This window comes from Caldicellulosiruptor hydrothermalis 108 (genome assembly GCF_000166355.1).
Classification (GTDB): Bacteria; Bacillota; Thermoanaerobacteria; order Caldicellulosiruptorales; family Caldicellulosiruptoraceae; genus Caldicellulosiruptor; species Caldicellulosiruptor hydrothermalis.
Genome location: NC_014652.1, coordinates 126004 through 144578, shown reverse-complemented (window position 1 = coordinate 144578; position 18575 = coordinate 126004). Strand labels below are relative to the sequence as shown.

General features: G+C 34.8%; 13 protein-coding genes. 6 read left to right on the top strand and 7 right to left on the bottom strand.

From position 1 onward, the window contains the following. Positions 1-3: 3 nt before the first annotated feature. Together CALHY_RS00530 and xylF are read right to left on the bottom strand one after the other, a co-directional pair. Positions 4-1521: a xylose ABC transporter ATP-binding protein gene (locus CALHY_RS00530; protein ID WP_013402081.1), complete on the bottom strand. Its 1518-nt coding sequence runs from the start codon at positions 1519-1521 to the stop codon at positions 4-6. A 102-nt stretch (positions 1522-1623) separates the two neighbouring features. Then, positions 1624-2679, bottom strand: a complete 1056-nt coding sequence (gene xylF, locus CALHY_RS00525) for a D-xylose ABC transporter substrate-binding protein (protein ID WP_013402080.1) — start codon at positions 2677-2679, stop codon at positions 1624-1626. A 214-nt stretch (positions 2680-2893) separates the two neighbouring features. On the opposite strand from xylF, the gene CALHY_RS00520 reads away from it, so the two are divergent. Genes CALHY_RS00520 through CALHY_RS00500 form a run of 5 tightly spaced genes read left to right on the top strand, consistent with a single transcriptional unit; the run spans position 2894 to position 8818 of the window. After that, complete coding sequence (locus CALHY_RS00520) at positions 2894-3868, top strand: sugar ABC transporter substrate-binding protein (protein ID WP_013402079.1); 975 nt, start codon at positions 2894-2896, stop codon at positions 3866-3868. Between the two features lie 12 nt (positions 3869-3880). Next, positions 3881-5368: a sensor histidine kinase gene (locus CALHY_RS00515; protein WP_013402078.1), complete on the top strand. Its 1488-nt coding sequence runs from the start codon at positions 3881-3883 to the stop codon at positions 5366-5368. Further along, the gene (locus CALHY_RS00510; RefSeq protein WP_013402077.1) at positions 5365-6924 is read left to right on the top strand and encodes a helix-turn-helix domain-containing protein; all 1560 of its coding nucleotides are present in this window, start codon (positions 5365-5367) and stop codon (positions 6922-6924) included. The genes CALHY_RS00515 and CALHY_RS00510 overlap by 4 nt, the downstream gene beginning before the upstream one ends. 21 nt (positions 6925-6945) lie before the next feature. Further along, positions 6946-8034: a sugar ABC transporter substrate-binding protein gene (locus tag CALHY_RS00505; protein WP_013402076.1), complete on the top strand. Its 1089-nt coding sequence runs from the start codon at positions 6946-6948 to the stop codon at positions 8032-8034. A gap of 40 nt (positions 8035-8074) precedes the next feature. Then, entirely contained in the window at positions 8075-8818 is a 744-nt protein-coding gene (locus CALHY_RS00500; RefSeq protein ID WP_013402075.1) for a DUF72 domain-containing protein, read from the top strand. A 211-nt stretch (positions 8819-9029) separates the two neighbouring features. On the opposite strand, the gene uidA is transcribed toward CALHY_RS00500, so the two are convergent. The 4 genes from uidA to CALHY_RS00480 all read right to left on the bottom strand — a co-directional run bounded on the left by uidA (position 9030) and on the right by CALHY_RS00480 (position 14445). Further along, the gene (gene uidA / locus CALHY_RS00495) at positions 9030-10814 is read right to left on the bottom strand and encodes a beta-glucuronidase (protein ID WP_013402074.1); all 1785 of its coding nucleotides are present in this window, start codon (positions 10812-10814) and stop codon (positions 9030-9032) included. A 52-nt stretch (positions 10815-10866) separates the two neighbouring features. Next, a complete protein-coding gene (locus tag CALHY_RS00490; protein WP_013402073.1) occupies positions 10867-11754 on the bottom strand; it encodes a carbohydrate ABC transporter permease in 888 nt (295 codons plus the stop codon). A 14-nt stretch (positions 11755-11768) separates the two neighbouring features. Continuing rightward, positions 11769-12716: an ABC transporter permease gene (locus tag CALHY_RS00485; RefSeq protein WP_013402072.1), complete on the bottom strand. Its 948-nt coding sequence runs from the start codon at positions 12714-12716 to the stop codon at positions 11769-11771. Between the two features lie 148 nt (positions 12717-12864). Further along, on the bottom strand, positions 12865-14445 hold the full coding sequence (locus CALHY_RS00480; protein ID WP_013402071.1) for an extracellular solute-binding protein: 1581 nt from the start codon (positions 14443-14445) through the stop codon (positions 12865-12867). Positions 14446-14700: 255 nt separating this feature from the next. On the opposite strand from CALHY_RS00480, the gene CALHY_RS00475 reads away from it, so the two are divergent. After that, positions 14701-17070, top strand: a complete 2370-nt coding sequence (locus CALHY_RS00475) for a helix-turn-helix domain-containing protein (protein WP_013402070.1) — start codon at positions 14701-14703, stop codon at positions 17068-17070. Positions 17071-17106: 36 nt separating this feature from the next. On the opposite strand, the gene CALHY_RS00470 is transcribed toward CALHY_RS00475, so the two are convergent. Continuing rightward, complete coding sequence (locus CALHY_RS00470; RefSeq protein ID WP_013402069.1) at positions 17107-18447, bottom strand: glycoside hydrolase family 30 protein; 1341 nt, start codon at positions 18445-18447, stop codon at positions 17107-17109. Positions 18448-18575 lie beyond the last annotated feature (128 nt).

Sequence of the window (18575 nt, the reverse complement as noted above, 5' to 3'; positions counted from 1 at the left end):
ACCCTATCTTCCTCCTGTTGCCAAAGTCATAATCTTTTCTTGAGTTGCCTCCTCGGCCATGAGCTCCCCTGCAATTTTGCCCTTTTGCATAACAAGGATTCTATCTGACATACCCAAAATCTCAGGAAGTTCTGATGAAATCATAACTATTCCAACACCCTGGTCAACAAACTGGTTCATAAGGTTATAAATCTCATACTTTGCACCAACGTCAATACCTCTTGTCGGCTCATCCAAAATCAAAATCTTTGGATTTGCCAAAAGCCATTTAGCTATGATGACCTTTTGCTGGTTACCACCGCTTAAATTCATAACCTGCTGGAAAGGTGAAGCTATTTTAATTCTGAGCTTGCCAACATAATCCAAAGCTGTGCTGAGCGACTTTGGAATATTTATTATCCCTCCGTTTGCAAACTTCTGGTAGTTCGGAAGCAAAATGTTGTCCTTTATATCCATCATGAGCACAAGCCCATATCGTTTTCTGTCTTCTGAAAGATAGCATATCCCATGTTCAATTGCCTCTCTGGGGCTATTTATACTTATTTTCTTTCCTTCAAGCCAGATTTCTCCTTCTTTTCTTCCTGGATATGCACCAAATATGCTCATAAAAAGCTCTGTTCTGCCAGCCCCCATAAGACCTGAAATACCCAAAACTTCTCCTTCTTTTATCTCAAAGCTTACATTATCAATAATTTTCTTTTCTGGATTGTCTTTGTCATAGACAGAAAAGTTTCTAACTTCCATAATTGTTCTTTTTGCTTTGTGCGGTACTTTTGGATACCTCTGTGTAAGCTCTCGCCCAACCATTCTTTTTATTATCTCATCTTCTGTGAGCTGTGAGATTGGGTCTGTTGAAATTGTTTTACCATCTCTTAAAACTGTTACTGTGTCTGCTATCTCAAAGATTTCTTCAAGCCTGTGAGAGATATATATGCAAGTAACCCCGTGGTTTTTGAGGTCTTTTAAAATTCTGAAAAGCTGCCTTGTTTCACTCTCTGTTAATGCTGCTGTTGGTTCATCAAGAATTAAAATCTTGCTATCTTTTGAAATAGCCTTTGCAATCTCAACCATCTGCTGCTGACCTATTCCTAAATTTTCAACTTTTTCATAAACATCTATCTCAATGTTTAGCTTTTCAAAAAGTTTTTTAGAATCAGCATAGACCTTATTCCAGTTTATGATCCCGTTTACAACAGGCTCTCTGCCAAGAAAGATATTTTCGCCAACAGTCATGCCTTTTACAAGAGTAAGTTCTTGGTAGATAATTGCAACACCTGCATGTTCGCTGTCTTTAATATTTCTAAAATGCTGTTTTTTGCCCTCGATAAAGATATCGCCTGAATATGTTCCATACGGATACACACCGCTTAAAATCTTCATCAAAGTGGATTTTCCTGCACCATTTTCGCCAACAAGAGCGTGGATTTCACCTTTTTTGACCCTAAAAGTTACATCATCAAGCGCTCTGACACCTGGAAATTCTTTTGTTATGTGCACCATCTCAAGAATATATTCGCTCATCTTTTAATACCACCTTCACCCCTTCAAAATTAAATTCTGAGAAGGGGCAAAAGCCCACCCCTTCCCAGAAAATCAGCCAAGCTTTATAGCTGAAACTTCAGATTACTTCTTTCCATAAACCTGTTCTTTTGTAAACCAACCGCTCTGAATCAATACCTTGTCGATGTTAGACTTATCAACAGCAACAGGTGTCAAAAGTATTGATGGAACATTGAGTTTTCCGTTGTAAACCTTGCCATTTACATCTTTGAGCTGAGAAACCTTCTTGCCTTTTGCAAGCTCAACTGCAACCTCAGCAGCTTTCTTTGCAAGAAGTCTTACATCTTTGAACACTGTCATTGTCTGTGTTCCCTCAACAATTCTCTTAACAGCTGCAAGATCAGCATCCTGGCCAGTTACAACAACCTTTCCTGCAAGTCCCTGAGCTTTGAGAGCCTGAATAATTCCACCTGCTGTTCCATCGTTTGGTGCCAAGATTCCTTGAACGTTGTTCTTTGCTGCAGTGAGTGCATTTTCACAAAGTCTTAAAGCCTCTTCTGGTTTCCAGTCTTTTACTGGCTGGTCAAAGAGAACTTTTACTTTGCCGCTCTTTACAAGAGGCTGGATATATTTCATAGCACCTTGGTAGAAGAGTGTTGCGTTGTTGTCTGTTGGAGCACCTCTGAATACAAAGTAATTGCCCTTTGGAACCTTTGATGTCAAATACTTACCCTGAAGTTCACCAACTTTTACATTGTCAAACGAGATGTAAAGGTCAACATTTGCGTTTTTAATTAATCTGTCGTATGAAATTACTGGTATTTTTGCCTTGTGAGCTTCTTCAATGATAGATGTGAAAACTTCTGCGTTGTTTGGAACTATAACAAGAACATCTACACCTTGGCTTATAAGATTTTCACATTGTTCTTTTTGTTTTACGTCGTCCATGTTAGCAGCTTGAACCAAAACTTTTGCACCAAGCTTTGTTGCTGCTTTTACAAACTCGTCTCTGTCTTTGTGCCATCTTTCCTCCTGCAATGTTGCAAGAGATAAACCAATTTTAATCTGCTTTTTAGAGGATTTTGCGTTTGCATACTTTGGAACAACTGCAAAGCCAATACCAACCACAAAAGCTATCGCAACAAAAATGGCAACAATTCTTAATAGTGACTTTTTCATTACAATTCAACCTCCCTCTTAAATTTTTTTGTTTGATTTGCAATATCATTTTAACAATAAACATTTTCAAATACACTATTATTTTTTGACGTGTTGGTGGAATTATTAAATTTACTTTGCAAAATGAATAGCACTTTTTTGAAATCAAAAAATTACTATAGGGTGCTTTATATGAAAATGCTATAATGGTTTTTGAGGGAGGCAAAAATCAAAGATGAAAAAAAGATTGCAAAACTTGAGTTTTAGAATCATGGTATTTTTCAGTGTAATTATATTTATAGCAATTGCACTGTATGATATTTACAACATAAGATTTATAAATACCTCTGACAAAAAGGCAAATTTTAAAAACTCGGTTCGTATCATGATGATATTGCCACAAAACCAAACCTACTGGGACTGGTTTTTGGATCAGTACAAAGATATATCAGAAAAACAAGGAATTATTACTGATATTGTTTTTTATAATACCTCATCAGAGGCGTACAAACTTTTAAAACTTGCAACTGTGACAAAACCTGATGCTATCGTTATGTGCAATATATATAATTCCAAGGATATTGCTCAGGTTTTGTCTACTATAAAAAGCAGCAATGTTTTCATTGTATCTCTATTTAACGATATGCTTTTCAGATATGAAGATGTTTTTGTGGGCATTGATTATTACTATAAAGGTAAAATAGCTGGAAAGATTATATATAAGGTTTTTAATGAAAAAAAGAATATACCCAGCAGTCTAAAAATTGCCATCGTAAATCCGTTTTACACGACAATTGGTGGAGCTCTTGAGGTAAAAGGACTCACAGACTTTTTGAAATCTAAAGGAATAAAAGAGATAGGCATAAAGAACTTTAACTTTGAATACCCTGCATTTCCATCTGAAGAAGTTGCAAGACAGCTTATTTTAGAGGATAAACAAAAATTCAATGTAATCTATATAGGAAGTGAAACAGACACACTCACCATTGCTCAAAACATCATAACCTTTAACAAGCTTGACCAGTTTGTTGTAATTGGTGCTGGAACAAATCAGAAGCTTCAAAAATATGTAAAGGAAAAGATAATAAACGGAATTATAAACGACAATGGAGAGCTGATTGCTCAAAAGTTGTGTGAAGCAATACTTAGCTGGAAAAAGTTTGGCCATGCTTCTTCTTACATCTCTACAAACTTTAAAGTTATTGAATAAAGGTGATTAAAAATGAAGTTTTTTTCTGTTCAAAGCAAGCTCTTGGCATTTTTCTTTATTATTATTTTATCTTTGCTGGCGATAGACATCTTAATCCAATATAACAACAGCTACATTGTAAGCTTAGTCAATGAAACTTTTGAGACTATAAATACCATCAACGTCACAAAACAAGATATATCTTCTTTAAATTCAAACCTACAGCGATACCTAATTTCGGGCGATTCTGACTCTATGCTCTCTGTATATGGCTCGCTCAATTCAATAGACGAAAAATTAACAGTCCTTGAAAGTAAAATCCTTACAAAAGAAGAGTATTTATACTATACAAACTTAATTACAATCTTTGAGTATTTGAGCAAGCTCACTGAACGGCTTGTAATTTACAAGAAAGGTAATTTGCCACTATCCAAGACATATTCTGAGTATATTGACTTTTCTAAATTTCTCAACCTCTACCTTGAAAAATTTAGTGAACAAAAGATAAAATTCACAATGGAGATACATCACAAGGCGCAAAGACAGTTAAATTCCATCCGAAGAATCAATACCTTGGTAATCCTTATATGGACTTTATTTGCATCTGTGCTGAGCATTGTGTTCAGCAATACCTTTACAACGCCAATTATTAATCTTTCAAAAGTTGCAAACAAGATAGCACATGGCAATTTAGAAGCCCAGCTTCCTCAATATTCTGCAAATGATGAGGTTGCAGTTTTGTACCAGTCTTTTTCTAACATGATTTCAAACATCAAAGACATGGTGAAAAAACTTGAAGAAAAAGCTGACCTTGAAAGAATGTATGCCCAGCAAAAGATTGAGGCTATAAAATACAAGCAAGCTTTGCAGGAGGCAGAACTTAAAAATCTGCAAGCTCAAATAAACCCTCATTTTCTCTTTAATACCCTCAATACCATACTTCAGATAGCCATGTTTGAAAATGCAAAGCAGACGTATGCGATTTTGCTAAGAACCTCAAATTACTTAAGATATGTTGTTCACAATATAAACAGAGTTGTAAAGCTTGAAGAGGAGATAGAAAATGTTAACAATTACATGTTTATATATCGCATGAGATTTGGTGACAGAATAAAATTAGAAATAGAGGTGGAAAGTGAAACAAAGCTACTTTTGATGCCTTGCATGATACTACAGCCGCTTGTAGAAAATGCTATTATTCATGGTTTTAAAGAAAGAGAAAATGGAATTATAAAGATTTTAGCAAAGAAGGTTGAAAACCAAGCAATAATTGAGGTTTCTGATAATGGTACAGGTATTGAAAAAGAAGTACTCGAAGATTTGAAGAACTTTTCATTTGAAGACAACAAAACAACAGGAATAGGGCTTAGCAACATTGCAAAACGTCTTTCGTATTTTTATAACATAGAAAACCCTCTTTATATAAAATCAAATGCTGAGGGTGGAACAACAGTAACAATAAAAGTACCGTTTATAACAGATATTTCAAAGCTTCCAAAACAAGAGGTGAACAGTATATGACTTATAAAATATTGATTGCTGACGATGAAAAGATAGTCGTTGATTCCATAAAATTTATTCTCGAAAATAATTTAAAGGAAGACATTGAAATTTCTACTTTTACATCTGGCAGAGAAGCACTTGAGAATTTGCTTTTTTATTCTTACCATATTGCTTTTATTGATATCAAAATGCCAGATTTAGACGGACTTGAACTAATTGAAGAGTTCAGAAAAATGAGAAATTCCGACTTTCCTTTATTTATTATAGTCTCTGCTTATGACAAATTTGAATTTGCTAAAAAAGCAATAAAAGAAAAAGCTTTTGCATACATTTTAAAACCGTATTCAATCGAAGATATAATCTCAACAGTGCAATCTGCAATAGCCCATGTAAATAGCATCTTGGCAAAGACAAAAGAAAATATAGAAAAAAACGCCCAGCTAATTGTTATGAGGAATTTACTTGAAAACAGTTTTATACCCACGCTCATCTTCAAGAATGCTTTTGATATAGTGGATGTGAATCAATATGAAAAAATTTTTGGAATCAATCTAAAAAGTGGATTTTTAATGGTTTTAGCACCCAAAGATAAAAGCGACTTTGTTTCAAGTTTCAAAGAATTGGATAATATTCGAAAAGACATAAGAATATCATTTGAGCACAAGGCTTTAATCTCAATAGGTATGGGAGAATACTTAATATGTTTCTTCCCTGCTTCTTCTCAGAAAGAGGCTGAGGTTTTAAAAGAAAAAGTCCAAGAAATCTTGAAGCAAAAACCATACTGGAACGATATCAAAATAGGATTTAGCGATTTTTATTACTTAGATGAAGGTTATGAAAATGCGTTCTGGGAAGCATATTATTCAACACTTGATTTGGACTCACCCGAAGAAAATGAAGAAAATGAACATCTTCTTCTTTTGACCGAAAACTTAGAAGCAAAGCTAATTCATTCTATCAATAACCCAACACAAATCCCTATGATAGAAAACTATATAAACCAACTTTGCAGGCTTTATATTGAGCTTTTTGGAGAAAATAACTTAAAATATAAGGTGATAAAACTTATCATAATGCTTTTGCTTGAGATTGGTGTTGCAAACAGCGATGAGTCTATAGATGTAGAAAAACTTATTGCACAAATTCTAAATGCTTCTTCTGAACAAATTGTTGAGATTTTTAAAAAAGCTGTGCTAACACTTTTTAGCAAAGCAAAGATAAAGCATGAGCAGATTATAAATAATGATTCTATTAACAAGGCAATAGAGTTTATAAACCAAAACTACAATCAAGAAATTACACTTTCTCAAATAAGCGCAGCATTTAATTTTAACCCATATTATTTTAGCAAACTTTTCAAGAAATATACAGGTGTAAGCTTTAAAACATACCTCACAAAACTCAGGATTCAAAAGGCTTGCCAGCTTTTAAAAAATTCGTCAAAGAGTATAAAGGAAATATCTTTTGCAGTGGGTTTTTCTGACCCAAACTATTTCATCAAGGCTTTTAAAAAGTTCATAGGCGTGACGCCCTCGGCATATAGAAACTTACCAAGTGAGGCAAATCCAATTTAATTTAAAAAGAGGGATGATTATATGAATCACATTTATAGAAGTAAAAAAGTGGTCAAAAAAAGTAGAATGAAAAAAGTTTTCTTCATCTTTACCCTAATTTTATTTGCAACAGCTGTAACAATCTTTATAGTTTATTGGCCAAATATTAGTAAAAACGAACAGCAAGTATTAAAGCCATCAAAAGTTAGAATTGGTTTTGCAATGGGCACATTAAAGGAGGAAAGATGGTTCAAAGACAGGGACATCTTGATTGCCAAGGCACATGAGAGAGGTTATGAGGTTGAATGGGTGAACGCAAACGAAAATGATGTTGAGCAGATTAATCAGGTAAAATATCTTCTGAGCAAAAATATCAATATTTTGATTATTGTTCCTAACAACTATGAAAAGTGCAGCAGCGCTATTAATCTAGCCAAAAAAAGAGGAATCAAGGTTATAAGCTACGACAGGCTTGTAAAAAATAGTGATATTGATGTGTATGTTTCATTTAACAACTACAAAGTAGGGGAACTGATGGCCAAATGGCTTTTAAAAACCGTTCCTCGCGGAAATTACGTTTTTTTGCTTGGCGACCCCGGAGATTACAATGTTCAGATGATAAAGGAAGGCTATCACAAAGTGTTAGATTCATTTATTCAGAAAAAGCAAATTAACAACATCTTAGAAAAATACTGTTACAATTGGCGAAAAGAGTATGCTTATAACTATGTTAATAACCTTTTAGAAGAGGGTAAAAGAATTGATGCGGTTTTGGCTTCGAATGATTCTCTTGCTGAAGGTGCAATCATGGCACTTTCTGAAAAGAGGCTTGCAGGCAGTGTGCCTGTTACGGGACAGGATGCAGACATTTCTGCCTGTCAAAGAATTGTCAAAGGCACTCAGCTCATGACTGTATACAAGCCCATCGACAAACTTGTCGACCTCACGCTTGACATAGTTGACAAATTAATCAAAAACAAACCTTTAAAACCTACTTCTATGCTCAACAATGGCTACAAAAATGTTCCAACTTTTTTTATTGACCCTATCGGTGTTGATAAAAGCAACATTAATGATACTGTAATAAAAGATAATTTTCATACATGGGATGAGGTTTATATCACAAAGTAGTTTATTTTATCACCAGCAAATGGAGGGTGAAAAGAGTATCATGTGCAGAGCAAAAATTTATATCGGCACATCTGGTTTTTCATATTCACACTGGAAAGGTATTTTTTACCCAGAAAATCTGCCATCCGCTAAAAGGTTTGAGTTTTATACAACGTACTTTCAAACAACTGAAATAAACTCAAGCTTTTATAGACTTCCCCAAGAAAAAATTATTTTAAACTGGTACAGCTCTTCACCAGACAGTTTTGTTTTCTCTTTGAAGGCTCCAAGGACTATAACACATATAAAAAGATTTTGTGAAGTTGAAGAGGAATGGAACAAATTCAAAAATAGAATAAAATTATTAAAAGGAAAACTTGGGCCTATACTGCTGCAACTTCCTCCAAGTTTTAAAGCTGAAGATGAAAATCTCAGAAGAATTTTGAAATTTCTAGATGGAAAAGAAAACTTTAAGTTTGCAATTGAATTCAGGCACAAAAGCTGGTGCAGTGAAGGGATTTATGATATCTTGAAAAACAAAAACATTGCATGGGTAATTGCAGACTCAAGTCGCTACCCAAAAGCAAAAATAATAACTGCAAACTTTACATATATCCGCTTACATGGACCAAAAGAGATGTTTGCATCATGTTACTCAGATGATGATCTTAAAAACCTGGCAAATGATATAAAAGAATATTCCAAAGCATGTGAGGAAATATACGTGTATTTTAACAACGATTTTAACGGTTATGCAGTAAAAAATGCTAAGACTCTAATGGATATTGTGAATAATCTTTTATAAACTATAAAAGGCCTCCTTTGCAGGAAGCCTTTTAAAATTTCCAGTATTCGTCGTTCCAATATTGTGACATTCTAACTAAAGCTTCTAAGAAGAAATAATCCCCCCAAATTGTGTGCTCATCAACCCCTTCATTTTTTGGCTCGTTATAAACACCGCACTTTTTTAATTTATCTCTCATCATTTTTGTTTTGCAAAGCTTTCTACCTCCAATTTATTTTCTCTTTAAATTCGCCCATCTTCTTTTTAGCAAGAAAGCTGCTGCCTTGGGTTGTCTTTGTCTTGTAAACACGCCTTTTCTGTTGCCCATTACTCTGTGAACAGCCTGCTTTGTTGCAAAATCTGCAAAGTTCCAGACATGCTCGCCTATTACAAAATCTAACTTGTCAAAAACCTTGTGAAACTCTTCCAGCATTCTACATTGATACTCTTCAGAAAACATAACAGGCGGGTCGCTGTGAAATCCAGCTATTGTGTCTGCTCCATATTCTGATACAATAACGGGTTTTTTGAAAAGCTCATACCATCGCAAAAGTTCTTTTTCAAGCTGATATTCAATGAGCTCTAACTTTCCACAATCAGTATACCATGAATAGTATCTGTTGACGCATATCACATCAACAAGAGTACCCACTTTAGTTTCATCTGGGAAGGAGGATTCAACAATTGTAACTGGTCGAGTCTTGTCAAGTTTTTTGACTTCATCTATAACCTTTTTGAAATACTCATATGCTTCATCTTCATATGTTGCTGCTTCATTTGCAACACTCCACATAATCACGCACGGGTGATTTTTGTCTCTTTTGATTAGCTCTCTTATGACTTGTATATGATGATTCAACGTGTCCTCATTAACTCTTTCATTACAGAACACTTTTTCATTTTTATTGAAGAAGTTCATACCTACAGCAGGCGCTTCGTCTATCACCAAAATTCCAAGCTCATCTGCCAAGTTCATAATCTCATCCGCATAAGGATAGTGAGATGTTCTGAACGAATTTGCTCCAATCCACTTTAGCAGATTAAAGTCTTTTACTGCTATGACAGAATCGTATCCTTTTCCCCTAATATCTGCATCCTCGTGTTTGCCGAAACCTTTTAAATAAATAGGTTTACCATTAAGAAGTAGTCTATTTCCTTCAACTTTTACAGTTCTAATTCCTATAGGCAGTTCATAAACGTCTTCAACCTTTCCATCTACTAAAGTCTCAACCCTAAACGTGTAAAGATATGGATTTGACGGTTCCCAAAACTGAGCATTCTTGATTTCTAAAATTCCACTTGTACCTGAACCCTCTACAACCACTTTATTTTCTCTGTCGATTATAGTAATCTTTGGCACAGCTTTTTGACAATTCACACCTTCTATCTCTACTTTATATTCGACAATACCGTTTTGACCTTGTATATCAGGTATCACAGTAATATCTGAAATATATGTCTTTGGAGTTGCATAAAGAACAACTGGTCTATGTATTCCTGAATAGTTTAAAAAGTCAAAGAGATATTCTTGAGTTTTATAACCATGAGGATGAAAAGAATCATCGTAATATCTTATAAATCCTGGCGGCAAACAAGTCCAGTCTAACACATTGTTTACTAAAATGGTGAGTCTATTTTCCGCATCAAAGCTCACAGCATCAGTTATTTCAACTTCAAAGGGCAAAAAGCCACCTTTGTGTTCTACCATTTCCTTCCCATTTACAAATACCTTTGCTCTGTGAGCGGCACTGCCAACTCTCAGAACTATCCTCTTATCAGTCCAACCAGATGGAACCCAAAAACTTGTTTCATACCACACATCACCTATGTGGTCTCTAATCTCTGGGTCTTGAGTAATATCATTATAGCTTGCAGGAACAGGCATTGGAATTGTGTCCTTCAATGGCTGTAAATACCATTTTTCTTCATATCCTTTATTTTCTTTATCCAATTTAAATTTCCAAATACCATTTAAGTCTTTCACTTCTCTGGTTCTTGTTTCTCGTGGATATAACATTTATTTTTTCCCCCTTTATTTTTGATTGTTTGGCTTTATGTTTATTATATCACTATTCTTTTATAGCTCCAATCATAACACCCTTGACAAAGTATTTTTGCAAAAACGGATATATGCAAAGTATTGGTACCGTTGCAACAATTATCGCCGCATACTTTATAAGCTCTGTTATAGCAAACCGGTCAGATGCATCAGAAATTCCTGTTGTCATGTTCTCTGTGCTGTTCATAATAAGTATTTCTCTTAAAACAAGCTGAAGTGGATACAAATCCCTTGAGCGCAGGTATATAATCGCATTGAAAAACGCGTTCCAGTGACCTACCGCATAAAAGAGTATCATAACGGCAATCATTGGCATTGCAAGTGGTATCATGATTCTAAAAAGTATTGTCCAGTCCCCAGCTCCATCTATCCTTGCAGACTCTTCCAAACTGTCTGGCACAGAATGAAACCCGGTTCTCATTATAATCAGGTTTGTTGTTGAGATAGCACCTGGGATTATCATCGCCCAGATTGTGTCTATCATCCCAAGAGACTGAACAAGAAGGTAAGTTGGAATCATACCACCGCTAAAGTACATGGTGAATGCTATGAAAAACATGATAGGATTTTTTAGTTTTAAGTTCCTTCTTGAGAGAACATACCCGCCCATTGTGGTAAGAAGAATATTTATGGCAGTTCCAAACACAACGTAGATGATTGTGTTTCTGTAGCCTATCCAAATCATGGGGTAGCTAAGTAAAAGCTTGTATGCCTCTACAGAAAAGTCAAGCGGTCGCAAAAGAGGACCTCTATATGCCATGAGTTTTATCGGATTGCTAAATGAGGCAAATAATACATAGAGCATGGGATATAAAAATGTGAAACAAAGCAGTCCCAAAAATATATAGTTGAAGATGTCAAATATTATCTCGCCAACACCTTTCTTCATCTTCACCATATCTCACCTTACCTTTACCACAGAGAGGTTTCAGTAAATTTTTTGCTCAGCTGATTTGCCATTACCACAAACATGAAATTTATCAGTGAGTTGAAAAGTCCAACAGCTGCACCATAGCTATAGTCCATCTCCAAAAGTCCTTTTCGATAAACATATGTCGAAATTACATCTGCCGTTTCATATGTTAGCGGGTTGTACATTAAATATACCTTTTCAAATCCAACATTCATTATACTTCCCATCCTTAAAATGAAGAGTATCACTATTGTAGGCAATATCCCTGGCAATGTTACATATATTGCCTGCTTAAAGCGTCCAGCACCGTCAATCAGGGCTGCTTCATAAAGTTGAGGATCAATATTTGATATTGCCGCAAGATATATTATGGAATTCCACCCAAGCTGTTGCCAAATACCAGAACCAACATAGATAGGTCTGAACCATCCAGGTTCAGTCATGAATGAAATGGGTTCGCTTAAAATACCTAATGATTTTAATATTTGATTTATAAGACCATCGCGAGAGAAGAAGTCAAGGATTATACCAACAATAACAACGGTTGAAATAAAGTGCGGCATATAACTTATTGTTTGCAGTGTTCTTTTGTATAGACTGTTTTTTACCTCGTTTAAAAGCAAAGCAAAAATTATTGGTGCAGGAAATCCAAAAATTATATCGTAAACATTTAATAGAATTGTATTTCTTATGATTCGCCAAACATAATAACTATCGTATACAAAAAACTCCCTGAACTTTTCCAATCCAACCCATGGACTGCCTAAAATACCCTTTGCCGGAGTAAAATCTTTAAATGCTATCTGTACACCATACATGGGTATGTAGTGGAATATAAAATAGTAAGCAACTATTGGCAAAAGCATTAGATAAAGATTTTTATTACGCTTTAAGTCACGTAACAATTCTGACTGTCCCTGTTTTTTTGAATTTGTCTGTCGGGCCATTAAATTGTTTGCCTCCTTTTGCTCTTATTCAATTCGTCCAAAAAATCAACAAAAATGCAAAAATTAAGACATATTTATGTCCCCCGGAGGCTCTTCTTTAAACCCCCAGGGGAAACATCAGTTATAAATGTTTTTTCAACTTCCCTTTTTATTTCTTTTTCATGAACCTCTCATATGCTGTCTGATAGATCTTGAGTGCCTCATCAATCCTCATTCTCTTTAATGTGTTTACAAAACCGTTCATATCGTTTGATTTTCCTGTCATGAGCTTTACAAACATCTCATTGTAATAGGTGTTTACAGTGTTCATGATGTTGCTAATTTTTGCTGCCTCATCCGGTGTAAATGTTATAGGCGGTAGCAGCTTTGAATTGTCAGGTTTTGTCCATTCTTTCAGGGCATCCTTTTGCTGTGGAAGCATAGCTACCATCTGATTTACATAATATTTTGACTGTACAAATGGTCCGCTCCATGATACTCTGCCAAACTGTGCAATTGCTTCCATAGCAGAAAGTTTTGGATGGTTAAGGATGCTTTCAGTATAAACAGGTTGGCCATTCTTCATAACATATGATCTGCCTTCAACACCAAAGTTGTATGCCAAATAACCTTCTTTGCTGTAACCCCAGTCCAAAATCTTTATTGCAAGCTGGATATTCTTACATTTTGGGGTGATAGCCATACCATCACCATTTACAGGAAAATCTCTTTGTCCAAGTGCAGCAACCTGTCCTTTTTTGAGTGTTGGATAAGGTGCACCAACTAAATCAAAGTCTGTTCCTTTTTTAGCTTGCAGGAATTTACCCATGCTTCCACCCAAAAGTCCTAAAAACGCTCCTATCTGATCGTTCATTATCTTTGCTTGAATTGCCTGGCGGTTCATTGTCAGAAGGTCAGGGTCAAGCAAGCCTTCTTTCCACCACTTTTGCAAAACAGCCATAAACTGCTTGAATTCCGGTTGCAGAGGACCGAATTTTACTCTATTTTTGTCAACGTAAAAGTCTGTTTTTATCCCCCATGCACCTACCAAAAAGCTGCAGTAGTCAAACACTCCTCGCGGATTTGCCGACCAGTAATCTGCCGAAAATGGATAAACAGGCATTTTGTTGTTTAACTTTTCTGCATTCTTTTTGAATGTGACAAGCATTTGATACCATTCGTCAATTGTTTGAGGAACGCTTAATTTCAGTTTGTCTAACCAATCCTTGCGAATTATTGGACCATAAAATGTGCAGTTTATTTTGTCTTCTCTTATGAAAGGAAACATATAAATTGTTCCATCATCAGTGGTTGCCATTTTTTTGACATCTGGATGCGTGTCAAAATACTTTTTGAGATTAGGAGCATATTGCATGTAAGGATTGAGTTTAATTATTACATTGTCCATGATAGCCTTTTGAGGACCGCCTGGATATGCAAACCAGTGCCAATCAATAATGTCAGGTAGCTGCCGTGACGCTATCATAATATTGAATTGCTCATTTTCGCTTCCCATTGCCGGGTGAATAAACTGCAAATCTACCTTGAATTTTTTCATAATTGTTTGGTAAACAGCCATTTCTCTGTAGTTTTTTAAAACTGGAGCTGCCTTAGGATCCATCCATGTAAAAATAGTAAGAACCGGTTTGCTTGTCTGAGCTGAGGCTACATTGTAAAAGATAAACATACTACTTAGAAAAGCTATTACAACCATCCAAATTATCAGTTTACTCATTCTTCTTGCAAACATGGCTTCAAACCCTCCTGTTTTTATTTTGTGTTTCGGCTTTTAGCATACACCCGTCCCTCAAAACGTGTCAATTTCATATTTTTAAGTTTGGTTAAACATTATTAAGAAAAAGGCTCTTTCACCAGTTAAGAGAATTTAATATGATTTATTACTTTTTAAGCTCCCCTTCTAATTGAATTGACAGTAAGTTAAAATAGTAGTTGATAGGATTTGTGTGAGTTTTTCACTCGATAAAGACAGGAGGCTTACAAAGATATGCTCAAATTTCTAAAAAATAGAGATTTTTTGGTAAAGCTATTATTATCATATTTTTTGGTGTTTGTCATTCCATTTGTAGCAGGGTTATATGCTTATTACAATGGATATTCCATTTCTTTAAACAACTTAAAATCATATAGCAAAACAATCATGACAAATCTCCCCTCAAAAATAAATGATGTAGCCTTAAGACCTTTAGAGCTAATAGAGGAAAGCATAAATGCAAGTCCATTTTATTTGACTTTAATCTCAAACCATAATCTCCTTGCCTCTAAAAATGAGATCATACTTGATATCCGCAACTTTACCCAGCAGCTCATGCTTTATTATACTTCTCCATTCATCTTAGAAATTGGAATTTACATACCTTTTGAAAATATCATTATAACCCCCAATTTTTTCGAATCAAGTAAGTTATATTACGATTACATAGTTCGACCAATAGATACAGATTATTTGGATTGGCTAAATCTTTTGAACAAATCGTATAACAGGTATTTTATGCCCATGAGTTTTCTAATTAGAGGTCAACCAAGAAGCACAATACTTTTCTTGCATTCACTGCCCTATTGGACTTTTCAGGACAAGAAGGCAACTTTATTTATCCTGTTAGATGAAGAAAAGTTAAATGATTTTATCAAAAGCAATGTTATTTATGAAAACAGTAACATATATGTTTTGAACTCTGACAATACAACTTTAACCCAGTATGTTCCAGACAAAAATATTGATTCTTTATTGAAAGACACTATTAAAAACTCTTTCACAGAAAATTCTCTAACCGAGATGAAGACTAAAAAAGATAAGATAATTTTGTATTACAAAAGTGATATGTACCAGTGGAAATACATAATAGCAATATCTTCGCAGTCTTTTTTTAAACCTATAAATAATATGAAGATATATCTGTTACTTTACTTTATCTTCTCACTGATCTTAGGGCTACCAACAATTGTGCTTCTTTCTTTAAAAAGTTACAGACCTGTAGATGAAATCAAAAATATTCTGGTTTCCAAGTTTAAAAAACAAAAATTTTCCTATCCATATTCAGAGGGTATAGAAAACATTGAAGATAAAAGCGAAATGATAAAATTAAAAGAACTTGCAAGTTTACTAGTAGCAGAAGAAGAGTTTTTGAGAAAACAAATAAATGAATTTCTGCCTACCTTGCAAAACTGGTTTTTAGAACATTTGTTGGTAGGCAATATCCCCTCAGCTATATCCGAAAAAGAAGTGTTTGAAAAATATCAGATAAAATTTGATTCAGACTTATTTATGGTAATACTTGTTGAGATATATGATTGTCAGAACTTTGAGCTTCAAAAAGATATTACAGATTATAGCTTTGTCCGTTTTATAATTTTCAATATCTTAAACGAGGTGCTAACAAGCCAGAATAACAAAGTTTACAACGTGATTTTAGGAGAAAAAAAGTTGGGAATAATATTAAATATTGTTGACCACAACGACACGGTAGATTCTATCGTGGGTAGATTGGAATATGGCAAAAACTTTATCCAAAGCAACTTCGCAATTCTTCTTACCATTGGTGTGAGCACAATTAAAAAAGGAATTTCTGCCATCAATACCTGCTTTGAAGAAGCAGAAAAGGCCTTGAGTTTAAAGTTTATATCAGGTAACGTCAAAATCTATAAATTTAGTGATGCCTTATCTCAGCTGAAGGATGAAACTTTATCATTTATCACTCCTGAAATGGAAAATAGAATTCTTGAGTGTATCTTAAACGGTAACAAAGCATCTTTGGAAGAAATCTTTAAAAATATCCACTCTAAAATATTTGTGTCTGACAACATTCCAATAATTCAAGCAAAGCTTTTATGTGTCAATCTTTATATTCTCTATGAAAATGCTTGCAGGCTTATTAACTATAAATCTTCTTCAGAGCTGTTTAAAATCATTGAAAATGAAATCATAACAAAAACAAATACACTCACGCTTGATGATTTGTTTTTTAAGATTCAAGACAATTTTATAAGACTTGCAGAATTTGTAAAGAATAATCAGTTATCTTTCCGTTTTACTCTTGTTGAAAAAGTAAAGACATACATAGATGAGATGTATAGTGACCCAAACCTGTCTTTATCTTTGATTGCTGAAAAGTTTAATATAACTCCTCAGTATTTATCATCATTGTTTAAAGAAAAAACTGGTCAAAACCTGAGCGATTATATTACTCACCTGAGAATAGAAAAAGCTAAGCTATTGCTCACGCAAACCAACTATTCTGTAAATGAAATTGCTTTAAAAGTAGGATACATATACCCTAACAGTTTTATAAATGTCTTTAAGAAAAAGGTGGGACTTTCACCAACAAAGTACAGGACTCTTTATAGCTCTCAAAATTAAAGGTGGGCTTTTTCGCCCACCCTTTTTATTTATATTTTACTTTTCCAGAACAATGGTCAATATAGACCTTGCTGGAGACTTTCCACAGAATATTTTCTCTCCAATAACCATACTAAACTCTATTTCCTCTGGGTTTTTATTAAAGACAACCACTGCTAAAGTATCGTCCTGGTCCTTCGCTGCCAAAACTTCAAGTCTTGCATCACTGCAGCTACTTTTGACTACTTTAGCTCCCGGCCTTATGAATTTAGAAAAATGCCCTATATAATAATATGCATTTTGATAGTAAATCTTTTTCTGGTCTTTATCAACTATTATTGGAGCGTCGCAAAAGTTCCCTACATGATTAGGTCCACCCATTGTGTCAAGAACAATATTCCAATCCATAAATCCAATTGTGTAACTGTTAAAATCACCAATTATCTCATGAGCATACCTTTCTCCAAGCTCCCAGGAACCAAGCTTTACTCCACCTTCCTGACAACCTTCGGTAAACACCAAATTGACATCAGGAAATTCTTCTTTTATTTTTTTGAGCTGGTCAAAATGGTCTCCTCCATACCAGTGGAATGCAACTCCCCACACATACTTAGCAGCTTCTTTGTCACTCAAAATTGTTTTTACCCTGTCATATATGATGTCTTTGTTGTGGTCCCATATAAGTATTTTTATATGGGAAAGCCCTTCTTCTTCAAGAGTTGGTCCTAAGTAATCCTTCACAAAATCTCTTTCTTCTTCAGCTGTGTATATGCACGACTCCCACACTTGAGTTGCCATCGGCTCATTTTGAACTGTTACAGCCCATATATCAATCCCTTCTTCTTTATATGCTTTTATGAATTTGCAGAAAAACCTTGCCCATGTTTTTTTATACTCATCTTTTAGCTTTCCACCATGGCACATATCACCATTTGTTTTCATCCATGCAGGCGGACTCCATGGCGAAACGAGGATTTTGAGGTCTGGACAATATTCCTTTATCCTTTTTAAAAGAGGAATTACCATCTTTTTGTCTCTTTCGATGTTAAAGTACTTTAACTCGCTATCACCTTCAACATCATCACAGCTATAACTGTCAACACAAAAATCACAGCTGTTCATGTGAATTCTACAAAGTTTGTAGCCAAGCCCCTCTTTTGGATCAAAGTACCTTCTTAAAATCTCTTCTTGCTGGTGTGGCAAAAGTGACAGTATATTTACCGCGGCAGCCTCTGTAAGTGCTCCACCAAAACCTATTACCTCTTGAAATGTACTGGATGGCTCAATTGTTATAACAGACTCCTTTTCTATTTTGTCACACTCTTTTGTATTGTCTACTTGCCGCAGGGGATTACCCTGATCCTGGGCAGTTATGTAACATGCAATTTTCTTGAACATTTTTAATCTGCCTCCTTTTGGATTTCTAATTAAATGAGTTAGTGCTGGAATATATATTCATTCTACTTCAAGAGCTTTTTTCGAGTAAATACACTGAATTTTAGAAAAGGTCTCAATTTTGTTGAAAA

What these genes read in the sequence shown, in the direction of transcription:
- CALHY_RS00530 (WP_013402081.1), bottom strand. Translation starts at nt 1,521, where the DNA reads ATGAGCGAATATATTCTTGAGATGGTGCACATAACAAAAGAATTTCCA.
- xylF (WP_013402080.1), bottom strand. Translation starts at nt 2,679, where the DNA reads ATGAAAAAGTCACTATTAAGAATTGTTGCCATTTTTGTTGCGATAGCT.
- CALHY_RS00520 (WP_013402079.1), top strand. Translation starts at nt 2,894, where the DNA reads ATGAAAAAAAGATTGCAAAACTTGAGTTTTAGAATCATGGTATTTTTC.
- CALHY_RS00515 (WP_013402078.1), top strand. Translation starts at nt 3,881, where the DNA reads ATGAAGTTTTTTTCTGTTCAAAGCAAGCTCTTGGCATTTTTCTTTATT.
- CALHY_RS00510 (WP_013402077.1), top strand. Translation starts at nt 5,365, where the DNA reads ATGACTTATAAAATATTGATTGCTGACGATGAAAAGATAGTCGTTGAT.
- CALHY_RS00505 (WP_013402076.1), top strand. Translation starts at nt 6,946, where the DNA reads ATGAATCACATTTATAGAAGTAAAAAAGTGGTCAAAAAAAGTAGAATG.
- CALHY_RS00500 (WP_013402075.1), top strand. Translation starts at nt 8,075, where the DNA reads ATGTGCAGAGCAAAAATTTATATCGGCACATCTGGTTTTTCATATTCA.
- uidA (WP_013402074.1), bottom strand. Translation starts at nt 10,814, where the DNA reads ATGTTATATCCACGAGAAACAAGAACCAGAGAAGTGAAAGACTTAAAT.
- CALHY_RS00490 (WP_013402073.1), bottom strand. Translation starts at nt 11,754, where the DNA reads ATGGTGAAGATGAAGAAAGGTGTTGGCGAGATAATATTTGACATCTTC.
- CALHY_RS00485 (WP_013402072.1), bottom strand. Translation starts at nt 12,716, where the DNA reads ATGGCCCGACAGACAAATTCAAAAAAACAGGGACAGTCAGAATTGTTA.
- CALHY_RS00480 (WP_013402071.1), bottom strand. Translation starts at nt 14,445, where the DNA reads ATGTTTGCAAGAAGAATGAGTAAACTGATAATTTGGATGGTTGTAATA.
- CALHY_RS00475 (WP_013402070.1), top strand. Translation starts at nt 14,701, where the DNA reads ATGCTCAAATTTCTAAAAAATAGAGATTTTTTGGTAAAGCTATTATTA.
- CALHY_RS00470 (WP_013402069.1), bottom strand. Translation starts at nt 18,447, where the DNA reads ATGTTCAAGAAAATTGCATGTTACATAACTGCCCAGGATCAGGGTAAT.